The organism is Streptomyces sp. NPDC000941 (assembly GCF_053599555.1).
Genome location: NZ_JBSFMM010000294.1, coordinates 1 through 11,865, shown reverse-complemented (window position 1 = coordinate 11,865; position 11,865 = coordinate 1). Strand labels below are relative to the sequence as shown.

General features: G+C 69.0%; 9 protein-coding genes and 2 pseudogenes. 3 read left to right on the top strand and 8 right to left on the bottom strand.

All coding sequences use genetic code 11. The features are described from left to right. Window positions 1-197: 197 nt before the first annotated feature. The 5 genes and pseudogenes from ACWDSL_RS48105 to ACWDSL_RS48085 form a co-directional block, all read right to left on the bottom strand. A complete protein-coding gene (locus ACWDSL_RS48105) occupies window positions 198-800 on the bottom strand; it encodes a ClpP family protease (RefSeq protein ID WP_014172690.1) in 603 nt (200 codons plus the stop codon). A gap of 1 nt (window position 801) precedes the next feature. Further along, window positions 802-1,440, bottom strand: coding sequence for a ClpP family protease (locus ACWDSL_RS48100; protein WP_450495414.1), 639 nt, complete (start codon window positions 1,438-1,440; stop codon window positions 802-804). A gap of 152 nt (window positions 1,441-1,592) precedes the next feature. Next, window positions 1,593-1,705 (bottom strand): annotated as a pseudogene (locus tag ACWDSL_RS48095) (IS630 family transposase); the annotation flags it as partial. Between the two features lie 25 nt (window positions 1,706-1,730). Beyond that, window positions 1,731-2,159 (bottom strand): VOC family protein, encoded by a 429-nt coding sequence (locus tag ACWDSL_RS48090; protein WP_450495412.1) that lies wholly within the window; start codon window positions 2,157-2,159, stop codon window positions 1,731-1,733. 372 nt (window positions 2,160-2,531) lie between these two features. After that, window positions 2,532-3,272 (bottom strand): SDR family oxidoreductase, encoded by a 741-nt coding sequence (locus ACWDSL_RS48085; protein ID WP_450495410.1) that lies wholly within the window; start codon window positions 3,270-3,272, stop codon window positions 2,532-2,534. 96 nt (window positions 3,273-3,368) lie between these two features. Here ACWDSL_RS48085 and ACWDSL_RS48080 point away from each other — a divergent pair, with 96 nt between their 5' ends. Next, window positions 3,369-3,929, top strand: coding sequence for a TetR/AcrR family transcriptional regulator (locus tag ACWDSL_RS48080; RefSeq protein ID WP_450495408.1), 561 nt, complete (start codon window positions 3,369-3,371; stop codon window positions 3,927-3,929). Between the two features lie 112 nt (window positions 3,930-4,041). On the opposite strand, the gene ACWDSL_RS48075 is transcribed toward ACWDSL_RS48080, so the two are convergent. Beyond that, window positions 4,042-5,154 carry an ABC transporter substrate-binding protein gene (locus ACWDSL_RS48075; RefSeq protein WP_450495407.1) on the bottom strand — a complete coding sequence of 371 codons (1,113 nt, stop codon included), beginning with the start codon at window positions 5,152-5,154 and terminating at the stop codon, window positions 4,042-4,044. A 518-nt stretch (window positions 5,155-5,672) separates the two neighbouring features. Here ACWDSL_RS48075 and gyrB point away from each other — a divergent pair. Both gyrB and ACWDSL_RS48065 read left to right on the top strand, forming a co-directional pair. After that, window positions 5,673-7,706, top strand: a complete 2,034-nt coding sequence (gene gyrB / locus ACWDSL_RS48070) for a DNA topoisomerase (ATP-hydrolyzing) subunit B (RefSeq protein ID WP_450495406.1) — start codon at window positions 5,673-5,675, stop codon at window positions 7,704-7,706. 80 nt (window positions 7,707-7,786) lie between these two features. Next, on the top strand, window positions 7,787-9,898 hold the full coding sequence (locus tag ACWDSL_RS48065) for a DNA gyrase/topoisomerase IV subunit B (RefSeq protein ID WP_450495404.1): 2,112 nt from the start codon (window positions 7,787-7,789) through the stop codon (window positions 9,896-9,898). A gap of 43 nt (window positions 9,899-9,941) precedes the next feature. On the opposite strand, the gene gdhA is transcribed toward ACWDSL_RS48065, so the two are convergent. Both gdhA and ACWDSL_RS48055 read right to left on the bottom strand, forming a co-directional pair. Beyond that, a complete protein-coding gene (gene gdhA, locus ACWDSL_RS48060; RefSeq protein WP_450495402.1) occupies window positions 9,942-11,288 on the bottom strand; it encodes an NADP-specific glutamate dehydrogenase in 1,347 nt (448 codons plus the stop codon). A 229-nt stretch (window positions 11,289-11,517) separates the two neighbouring features. Next, a pseudogene (locus tag ACWDSL_RS48055) lies at window positions 11,518-11,865 on the bottom strand (hypothetical protein); the annotation flags it as partial.

The window sequence follows — 11,865 nt, the reverse complement described above, 5'->3', positions numbered from 1 at the left end:
CGGACCTGCTCTCGAGCGACCTGGAGGTGTGGGCCGGTTACGCCCGGAGCCGGGCGTACCGGGGCCGCACATCGCCCACGGCGCAGTACGACGGCCTCTGCCTCGTCGCCTGACCGAACGAACCGACGGCCGGTACGACGAGGCGCATCACCGCCGTACCGGCCGGCTCGCCGGCCTTCGGCCACGGCCGCGCGGGGTCAGACGAACGCGAGCCGTCGGCTCAGCACCTCGTCGGCGAGCCCGTAGGCGACGGCCTCCTCGGCGGTGAGCACCTTGTCCCGGTCCATGTCCGCGCGCAGCGTCGCCACGTCGTGATGCGTATGCCGGGACAGGACCTCCTCCACCTGCGAGCGGATGCGGACCATCTCCTTGGCCGCGAGGCTGAGGTCGGAGACCGTCCCCTGCCGGCCGCCGCTGGCCGGCTGGCCGAGCAGCACCCGCGCGTGCTGGAGCACGAACCGTCGCCCGGGATCTCCGCCGGCCAGCAACACCGCCGCCGTCGACGCCGCCTGACCGACGCAGAACGTGGAGATCGGCGCCTGTACGAACGTCATCGTGTCGTAGATCGCCATCAGCGAAGTGAACGATCCACCGGGCGAGTTGAGATAGATCGAGATCTCGCGCTCCGGGTTCGCCGACTCCAGATGCAGGAGTTGCGCGATGACCACATTGGCGACCCCGTCGTCGATCTCGGTGCCGAGGAAGATGATCCGCTCGTTCAGCAGCCGGCTGAAGACGTCGTAGGACCGCTCACCCTGCGCGGTCCGCTCGATGACGTAGGGAACCGTGTACGACCCCATGTCACAACCCCATCCGTCGGCGCGACGCGGCCGGGCGGATGTCGGCGACCGACTCCACCACCCGGTCCACGATTCCGTACTCCCTGGCCTGCTCGGCCGTGAACCAGCGGTCCCGGTCGCCGTCCTGCGCGATCGTCTCCTCGCTCTGCCCGGTGTGCTCGGCGGTGATCCGCTCGATGGCCTTCTTGGTGAACTGGAGGTTCTCCGCCTGGATCTCGATGTCCGCGGCGGTGCCACCGATGCCCGCTGAGGGCTGGTGCATCATGATCCGCGCGTTCGGCAGCGCGAACCGCTTGCCGGTCGTCCCCACCGTGAGCAGGAACTGGCCCATGCTGGCGGCGAACCCCATCGCCAGCGTCGAGACGTCGTTCGGGATGAGCCGCATGGTGTCGTAGATGGCGAGACCCGCGGTGACCGACCCGCCGGGGCTGTTGACGTACAGGCTGATGTCGGTGCGCGGGTCCTCCGCCGACAGCAGCAACAGCTGCGCGCACACCCGGTTGGCCGACACGTCGTCGACCTGTGTGCCGAGAAGCACGATCCGCTGGGCGAGCAGCTGTGCCGCGAGATGGTCGTCGAAGTGGCTGGGCGGTGTGTCGCCCTCCTCCGCGCGGGGCGAGAGCGTGGTGAGTGAAGTCATCTGGTCTCCTTGTCGAGGCGAGGATGCCGTCGACTCCACTCTTGACCTCAGGAGATCCCCGGATGCGGTTTCTCTGCCCGCCGCAGATTCGCCACGGGCAGAGTTGACGCCTCAGTGAGCACGGCGGCCCGGCCCGAGGCGTGCGCCAGGGGGCGTCCGCCCCAGCGGCTGCCCGTCTCGCCGCGGACGCGGGCGCGTTCCTTGCGCTGTGCGGCGAGGACACGGGATGGCGGGCGGTGGCGTTGCGCCGGCGCAGGTACGCGTGCGGGGTCTGCTACGCGGTCACAGCACTAGCCGGGGTAGACGGTGCCGTCCTCCACGAAGCACAGCGGGTTGTCCCAGGGGTCCTGGGCGTAGAACGATCGTTCGCCCCACGGGCGGACGGCGATCGCGCCCGCCGGAGCGTCGTGGACCGGTTCCGTGGACAGGCAGTCGAGTGCCTCGGCGCGTTCGAAGACGGCATCGAGGTCCGTGACGGTGAAGTACAGGGCTTTCGCCGCCGGATGCGGCGGCGCAGCCAGGGCGGACACATCCTGAACAGAGAGGGTGACCGGTCCGCACGGGAAGTAGCAGCGCGCCCCGCCCTGCCTGCGCCCCTCCAGGCCCAGCAGCCTGCCGTAGAAGGCGACGGCCTCTTCGAGGTCACCGACTTCCACACTGAGCCTGAACAACTGCGGCACATCCGCGCGGTCCGCTGGTCCGCTGGTCGAAGTCGTCATCTCAGGTGTTCTCCTTGGTTGCGTTCTGGTGGCCCGGTCCGCTGGAGAAGTGGGCAAACCACTGTGTGATCAGGTCCCCCCGAGGCAGCCGCCGGCTTCGCGGCGCTGCGGGAGGCGCGATGGCACCTGGCGGGCGCGTACGGACACATCAACTCCGCCGGCGGCCTGGGCTCGCGGCACCACGGTACGGGTCGTCGGCGCTGCCCACCACCAGGGCCCGGCAGGACAACGGTTGTGCCGGCACCTCGAGGAACGTCGCGGTCGCCTGGCGTGGGAACATCGCCCCGTGCGGGTCGGGCGGCGCGACCAGGAACGTAACCGGCGTTGCACAAGCGGCTGGCGGCCGTCTCACTTGACCGGTGACTGTCCGTGTCATGCCTGGACGGTGGGGCGAACGTTGATCTCGCCGATCTCGACGTCGCCGGGCTGCTCGATGGCGAAGGCCACCGCGCGGGCGACCGCCGCCGGAGGGATGCCCATCGCGTCCATGTTCTTGCGCGTCTGCTCGCGGATATGCGGGTCTGCCATGGAGCCGGCGAGATCGGTGCGGACGTATCCCGGCGAGATGGCTGTCGTGCGCACCACCCCGTCGGTGGACTCCGTGCGCAGCCCCTCGTGGATGGTGCGTACCGCGTTCTTGGTCGCGGCGTAGACAGCCATCGAGGGGGACACGGACAGGCCGGCCACGGAGACGATGCTGACCAGGTGACCCGACCCCTGCTGGCGGAAGACGGGCAGCGCGGCGGCGACGCCGTTGAGCATGCCGCGAAGGTTGACATCGATCATGGCCGACCAGCCTTCGGTGTCGAGGTCGGCCAGCGGGCTGATCGGGGCGACGCCGGCGTTGTTCACCAGGACGTCGATACGGCCGTACCGGTCGATGGTGGTGGAGACCAGGCGCCGCAGGTCCTCGGCTTTGGTGACGTCGACGACGCACGTGGCAGCACGGCCCCCCTCCTCCCGGATGTCCTGCGCTATGGCGTCGATGCGCTCGCCGCGGCGCGCCGCGAGGACGACCGCGGCGCCGCGCTGGGCGAGCAGACGGGCCGTGGCTTCGCCGATGCCGCCGCTCGCTCCGGTGATAGCGACGATCTTGTCGTGAAGAGAGAGCATTACTGCCTCCAAGTAAAGTGGACACGTGTCCGGTGTATGGGTTCACCGTACCGGACACGTGTCCACTTGTCAGAGGCGGAGTATCAGGAGAGGCCTATGAGCGCGCCAGCACGCCGTACGGACGCGGCGCAGAACCGGACCCGCATCGTGGAGGCCGCCCGCGCAGCCCTCGCCGAGTCCAACCACGTCCACCTCAACGAGATCGCCAAGCGCGCCGGTGTAGGACAGGGCACGCTCTACCGGAACTTCCCCAACCGCGAAGCGCTCCTCGCCGAGGTCTACCGGCGCGACGTCGAAGAACTCGTGACCGCCGCCTCCGCTCTGCTGGCGGAACACGAGCCTGTGGAAGCCTTGCGTCACTGGCTCGACCGAGTGATCGACTACGCCGAGATCAAGCGCGGCGTCCTGGCAGCGCTCGAGCCGACGGCGTGGCAGGACCTTGTCGCCCACAGCCACAACCCCATCGAAGGCGCCCTCGGCCACCTGCTGGACGCGGGGAAAGCGGCCGGCTCCATCCGCACGGACGTGGACGCCCCCGGGGTCCTCCTGCTCATCGCCTACCTCAGCCGACTCGACCGGGATGAGTGGGAATCAACGGCACGGCCTCTGATGAACGTCATCCTCGACGGCCTTCGCCGCCAGGACGCGGACCGGTGAGGGCACTCCGACGGCGCGGTCCAAGCCGACCGCACACCCCTCGCGACCAACTCCAGGACGCAAGCAGGACCTGCCGCTCGCGGACCTTCACGGAGGCGCCCTCCGTGCTCTGTCAGCCGGTATGGAGGATCCGAAAGCGACCGGGTTCCGCCGGATCTCGATCAACGACTTGGACCGGCGGCCAAGCCCATTGCCAAACGCTGATGCCTGGCGTGCGGGAGAACCGGATCTGCCCGCGGGTGCCCTCGACCGCAACGCGCGGCCAGGATTCGGCAATGCGCGCCCGGTCCGCGCCGTGAGAACGCAGCACCTCGGCGAGGACGGCACCCGTGTCGTAGCCCTCGAAGGCGACGAAGGAGGGCGCTGCGGCCAGCCGCTCGCGCAGGGACGTCTCGACTCGTGCACCGAGTGGGCTGAGGCGCTCGGGCAGGTAGCGCAAGAACGGGATCGCGGCGCCGTCGTCGCCCAGCGACGTCGCCCATTCGGAGAACTCCGGCTGCCCGGCCGGAGCACCAATCATGATCTCGGCGAGGCGCTGGTCGCGGCGGACGGACTTGACGATCGGCACTGCCGGCTCCGGGTGGCCGACCAGAAGGAGGAGGGCCGTCGCACGACTGTCGACGAGTTCGTCGCACACCGCCGTGGGGGCGAGCGCGCGCATGTCGAGTTCGATGACGGTGCCGCCGCGTGGAGCGAGGTAGTCCCGCAGAATACGGGCCCCGGACGCCCAGTAGACACTCGGCTCGGCTGCTACGGCGATTCGGCTGTGGCCCGCGCCGAGGAGAAAGTCTGCGTAGATCCGCCAGCCGTGGGACTGCGCCGGGGCGAGGCGCGCGACCCAGTCCGTTGGCTGTTCGGTGAGCCCGTCGAGAACCGCTGACGAGCAGAGGAACGGCAGGCCGAGGGCGTCGGCCCTGGCAGCAGCGGCGCGAGCGACGACGCTGTGATACTCCCCCGCCAACGCAGCCACGCCCAGGCGAGCCAGTTCGTCTACAGCCGCCGCGGCCCTCTGTGGATCGGCCGCGGTGTCCCGGACCACCAGCTCGAGTGGTCTTCCGACGACCCCGCCGGCGTCATTGACTTCGCGAACGGCCAACTCGAGTCCAGCGAGCAAGTGCTGGCCGGCCTCGACCCAGCCAGGCCGAGTCAGCGGAACGAGAGCGCCGATCCGGACGGATGATCCATCAGTCCGCTCCGTTCCAGGTGGCGATGGTGGCGTATTCATGCGCTGGCGTCTCCCGAGTGCCGATTCGGTCGCGGTCTGCCCGGATCGCAGAGTGAACGTCAGTGGCGCCGAGAGTAACCGAGCCTGGAATGACCAGCTCCGGCGCCCCGCCCCGCCCCGTGGCCGTCAGCCGACTCCCGCGCCGATCCCGGGCGGGCGGCCTGACGCAGCGCGACTGGTGACCGCGGAGGGTCACGCCGGAAATAGTGCCTGGAGCGCTATGCGGCAAGGCGCCAAGAAGGCCCCCGAGTGGCCCCCTGTCACGTTTTCAGGGAGTCAAGGCAGGGGGGATTGATCCAGGGGGCGCAAGGGCTGCACAACGACGCATGGAGGCACTCCCGACCCATCAGCAAGGGGCATCTCCGGTACCCTGGACAGGGTCCCGGTAGTCGACGGTCCCGAGGCGCGTGAGCCTCGGGACCCTGTTTGGGCTGCCGTGCCCTGTCTCCGCCAGTTGTCCGGCCGTTCCCGCACCGTGGTGTGGGAGCGCGGTCTGCCATGCCCGAAAGAGAGCATCAGTGACCACTTACGACACTCGCACCCCCAGCGGTACCCGCGAATCCCAGCAGCCCGGCCATGCCGGGACGGCGTCGTATGACGCCAACGCGATCACTGTTCTGGACGGTCTGGACGCGGTGCGCAAGCGGCCAGGGATGTACATCGGCTCCACGGGAGAGCGGGGGCTGCACCACTTGGTGCAGGAGCTCGTGGACAACTCCGTGGACGAGGCACTCGCGGGGGTAGCCGACCGGATCGACGTGACGATCCTGGCCGACGGCGGGGTGCGGGTGGTCGACAACGGCCGCGGCATCCCGGTGGGGACGCACCCGGTGGAGAAGCGGCCGGCCGTCGAGGTGGTGCTGACCGTGCTGCACGCGGGCGGGAAGTTCGGGGGCGGCGGGTACGCGGTCTCCGGCGGTCTGCACGGTGTGGGCCTGTCGGTGGTCAACGCCCTGTCGACCCGGCTGTCGGCGGAGATCTGGACCGACGGCCACCGGTGGACTCAGGACTACAAGGACGGCGCTCCCACCGCCCCACTGGCCCGCCACGAGGCCATCTCCCGGACGGGCACCTCCCTGACGTTCTGGGCGGACGGCGACATCTTCGAGACCACCGAATACTCCTTCGAGACGCTGGCCAGGCGTTTCCAGGAGATGGCCTTCCTCAACCGCGGGCTCACCCTGACCCTCACCGACGAGCGGCCCGCCGCGCGCGCGACGGCCGCGGCCGACGAAGCCGACTCGGACCCGGCAGCGAAGACGGTCTCCTACCGCTACGACGGCGGCATCACCGACTTCGTCGCCTACCTCAATGCCCGCAAGGGCGAGCCGGTCCATCCCTCGGTCATCACCATCGCCGCCGAGGACACGGAACGGCTGCTGTCGGCCGAGGTGGCCCTGCAGTGGAACGGCCAGTACACCGACAGCGTCTACTCCTACGCCAACGCCATCCACACCCATGAGGGCGGCACCCACGAGGAGGGCTTCCGCACGGCACTGACCACCGTGGTCAACCGCTACGCGCGGGAGAAGAAACTGCTGCGGGAAAAGGACGCCAACCTCTCTGGCGAGGACATCCGCGAGGGCCTGACCGCGATCATCTCGGTCAAGCTCGGCGAACCGCAGTTCGAGGGCCAGACCAAGACCAAACTCGGCAACACCGAGGCGCGGACCTTCGTGCAGAAGATCGTCCACGAGAATCTGACCGACTGGTTCGACCGTAACCCGAACGAAGCCACGGACATCGTGCGCAAGGCCATGCAGGCGGCCACGGCCCGGGTCGCGGCCCGCAAGGCGCGCGACCTGACCCGCCGCAAGGGCCTGCTGGAAACGGCGGCGCTACCGGGCAAGCTGTCCGACTGCCAGTCGAACGACCCGGCGATGTCGGAGATCTTCATCGTCGAAGGAGACTCCGCCGGCGGCTCGGCCAAATCCGGCCGCAACCCGCAGTACCAGGCGATCCTCCCGATCCGCGGCAAGATCCTCAACGTGGAGAAGGCCCGAATCGACAAAATCCTGCACAACCAGGAGATCCAGGCGATCATCTCCGCGTTCGGCACGGGCGTGCATGAGGACTTCGATATCGCCAAACTCCGCTATCACAAGATCATCCTGATGGCGGACGCCGACGTCGACGGCCAGCACATCAACACCCTGCTGCTGACCTTCCTGTTCCGCTTCATGCGCCCCCTGATCGAGGGGGGCCACGTCTACCTCTCCCGCCCCCCGCTGTACAAAATCAAGTGGGGTCGGGACCACGTCGAATACGCCTACTCCGACCGCGAACGCAACATGCTCCTGGACCGGGGCCGACAGGACGGCCGCCGGATCAAGGACGACTCCATCCAGCGCTTCAAGGGCCTGGGCGAGATGAACGCCGAGGAACTGCGCGTCACCACCATGGACCCCGACCACCGGGTCCTGGGCCAGGTCACCCTCGACGACGCAGCCGTCGCCGACGACCTCTTCTCCGTCCTGATGGGCGAGGACGTCGAAGCCCGCCGCCACTTCATCCAGCGCAACGCCAAGGACGTCCGCTTCCTCGACATCTGACCCTGGGCACTGCTCCCGCCCCCTCGGACGCGCGCCCCAAAGCCCCCACCACCACCCTCTGTTGCCCAGGAGAGCACTGCGTGAGCACGTTCCCCGCCCCGGCCACCGGCAGCCGCCCACAGGACGGCTCCGACTACACCGCACGGCACCTGATGGTGCTCGAAGGACTGGAGGCCGTACGCAAACGCCCCGGCATGTACATCGGATCCAGCGACAGCCGCGGCCTGATGCACTGCCTGTGGGAGATCATCGACAATTCCGTCGATGAAGCCCTGGCCGGCGTCTGCGACCACATCGAGGTCATCCTCCACGAAGACGGCTCCGTGGAAGTCACCGACAACGGCCGCGGCATCCCCGTGGACACCGAACCCCGCACCGGCCTGTCCGGCATCGAGATCGCCTACACCAAACTCCACGCCGGCGGAAAATTCGGCGGCGGCTCCTACGCCGCCTCCGGCGGTCTGCACGGCGTCGGCGCCTCGGTCGTCAACGCCCTCTCGGCCCGGCTGGACATCGAGGTCGACCGCCACGGCCGTACCCACGCCATCAGCTTCCGCCGCGGCACACCCGGCACCTACACCGGCCCCGGACCCGACGCCCCCTTCACCCCCGCCCAGGGCCTGCACCAGACCGCCAAAATCCCCAAGTCGCGGACGGGCACGCGCGTGCGCTACTGGGCCGACCGCCAGATCTTCCTCAAGGACGCCAAGCTCTCCCTGGAGAACCTGCATCAGCGGGCTCGGCAGACGGCGTTCCTGGTGCCGGGACTGACCATCGTCGTCCGGGACGAGTACGGACTCGGCGAGGGCGGCAGCAAGAGCGAGGAGTCCTTCCGCTTCGACGGCGGCATCAGCGAGTTCTGCGAGTTCCTGGCGGGCGACAAGCCGGTCTGCGACATCCTCCGCTTCACCGGACAGGGCACCTTCAAGGAGACGGTCCCGGTCCTCGACGACCACGGCCGGATGACGCCCACGGAGGTCACCCGCGAGCTCGGCGTGGACGCCGCGCTGCGCTGGGGCACCGGATACGACACCACCGTCAAGTCGTTCGTCAACATCATCGCCACCCCCAAGGGCGGCACCCACGTCGCCGGCTTCGAACAGGCCGTCGCCAAGACGATGAACGAGGTGCTGCGCGCCAAGAAGCTGCTCCGCGTCGCCGAGGACGACATCGTCAAGGACGACGCCCTGGAGGGCCTCACCGCGGTCGTCACGGTCCGTCTCGCCGAGCCCCAGTTCGAGGGCCAGACCAAGGAGGTCCTCGGCACTTCGGCGGCCCGCCGCATCGTCAGCACCGTGATCAGCAAGGAACTCAAGGCGTTCCTGACCTCCGCCAAGCGTGACGCCGCCCAGCAGGCCCGGGTGGTCCTGGAGAAGGCCGTCGCCGCCGCCCGCACGCGTATCGCGGCACGCCAGCACAAGGACGCGCAGCGCCGCAAGACGGCCCTGGAGTCCTCCTCCCTGCCCGCCAAGCTCGCCGACTGCCGCAGCGACGACGTCGACCGCAGCGAGCTGTTCATCGTCGAGGGCGACTCCGCGCTCGGCACGGCCAAGCTCGCCCGGAACTCCGAGTTCCAGGCGCTGCTGCCGATCCGCGGCAAGATCCTCAACGTCCAGAAGTCCTCCGTGACCGACATGCTGAAGAACGCCGAGTGCGGCGCGATCATCCAGGTCATAGGAGCCGGCTCCGGGCGGACCTTCGACATCGACACGGCCCGCTACGGCAAGATCATCATGATGACCGACGCCGACGTCGACGGCTCCCACATCCGCACGCTGCTGCTGACCCTCTTCCACCGCTACATGCGGCCCATGGTCGAGGCCGGCCGCGTCTTCGCCGCCGTACCGCCGCTGCACCGCGTCGAGCTCATCCAGTCGAAGAAGGGGCAGGACAAGTACGTCTACACGTACTCGGACCGCGAACTGCGCGACAGGCTCATGGAGTTCCAGAGCAAGGGCATCCGGTACAAGGACTCCATCCAGCGCTACAAGGGCCTCGGTGAGATGGACGCCGACCAACTGGCCGAGACCACCATGGACCCGCGCCACCGCACCCTGCGCCGGATCAACCTCTCCGACCTGGAGGCCGCGGAAGGCGTGTTCGACCTGCTGATGGGCAACGACGTAGCTCCCCGCAGGGAGTTCATCACCAGCTCCGCTGCCACGCTCGACCGGTCCAGGATCGACATCTGAGAATCGCGCGCCCCGCCCCCCATCAGTACCCAGTACTCAGAACTCAGACGACTCCCTGGGCCATCATGGCCTCGGCGACGCGGAGGAAGCCCGCGGTGTTGGCACCGAGCACATAGTCGTCGGCGTCACCGCCGTAGGTCTCGGCGGTGACACGGCACTGGGCGTGCACCTGCCGCATGATGGTGGCGAGCCGGTCCTCCGTCCGCTCGAAGGTCCAGCTGTCGCGAGAGGCGTTCTGCTGCATCTCCAGCGCGGAGGTCGCGACCCCGCCCGCGTTGGCCGCCTTGCCCGGGCCGAAGAGGACCCGCGCGCCACGGAAGATCTCGACGGCCTCGGGCGTACAGGGCATGTTCGCGCCCTCGGCCACGGCGAGCACGCCGTTCTTCACCAGCGCGACGGCGTCCTGCTGGTGCAGCTCGTTCTGAGTCGCACACGGCAGGGCGACCTCGCACGGCACGTCGAAAACCGACCCCCGGTCGGAGAAGCGCGCGGTCGGCTTCGCCTCGGCGTAGGCGGAGATCCGGGCCCGGCGCACCTCCTTGACCTCCTTGAGCAGGTCCAGGTCGATGCCGTCCTCGTCGACCAGGTAGCCGGAGGAGTCGGAGCAGGCCACCACGCGTCCGCCCAGGGCGTGGACCTTCTCGACGGCGTAGACGGCGACGTTCCCCGACCCGGAGACCACGACCCGGCGTCCGTCGAAGTCATGGCCGCGCGTGGAGAGCATCTCCTGGGCGAAGTACACCGCGCCGTAGCCGGTGGCCTCGGTACGGACGTACGAACCGCCCCAGCCGACCGGCTTGCCGGTCAGAACACCGGCCTCGTAGCGGTTGGTGATCCGCTTGTACTGGCCGAAGAGATAGCCGATCTCGCGGCCGCCCACCCCGATGTCCCCGGCGGGCACATCCGTGTGCTCGCCCAGGTGGCGGTACAGCTCCGTCATGAACGCCTGGCAGAAGCGCATGATCTCGCCGTCCGAACGGCCCTTGGGGTCGAAGTCCGCCCCGCCCTTGCCACCGCCGATCGCCATGCCGGTCAGCGCGTTCTTGAAGATCTGCTCGAAACCGAGGAACTTGACGATGCCGAGGTTGACACTGGGGTGGAACCGCAGGCCCCCCTTGTACGGTCCGAGGGCGCTGTTGAACTCCACCCGGAAACCGCGGTTGACCTGTACCGTGCCCTGGTCGTCCACCCACGGGACCCGGAAGATCAGCTGCCGCTCGGGCTCGCAGAGCCGCTCCACGATCCGGGCCTGGGAGTACTCCGGGTGCGTTCGGAGCACGGGGCCTATCGCGTGCAGCACTTCGTGTGCCGCCTGATGGAACTCCGTTTCCCCGGGGTTCCGTCGGCGGAGGTCGTCGTAGACCGTTTCGATCTGGGCGCTGACGTCCATGTGTGCTGTCTCTCTGCTCGGGTGCGGGCCGGTCGGGACGGCGTTCTGACGGCGTTCATCGCAGCGCCGAGAGGCCGTCGGCCAGTCGACGGGCGCCCTCGGTGATGGGCTGTGGACTGGCAGCGTACGACAGCCGCTCGACAGCAGGCCGTACCGGTCGGCCCCGCAACCAGGTCGTCGATACGGCGAGCTCGGGCGTCGAGGCTGACGGACGCCCCAGGGGCGAAGGCTAACGTTGTGCGCCGAACGAGGAGTCGTCGCCCGGCGCCTGGTGGGGCAGCCGTTCCAGCGTGGCGGCGATGCCGGCCCGCTCCACGACATCGATCAGCGCCTGCCCGATCACGGAGACCGGCTCACGGGCCGGGAGCACCAGGCCGATGCGCTCCGTACGGACCGGGCCGACCAGCGGAACGGCGCGCATACCCGCAGGCACACCGAAGACATGCAGCCAGGCGTGCGGCACGATGCTCGCCCATTGACCGGCTCTGACGCGTAAATAGCAGCAGTTCAGGGTGGGTGGGGGCAGAGCTGGGTGCCCGGTGGCCGTTGCGGGCTGCCGGGTGTCCAGGGGGCCGGT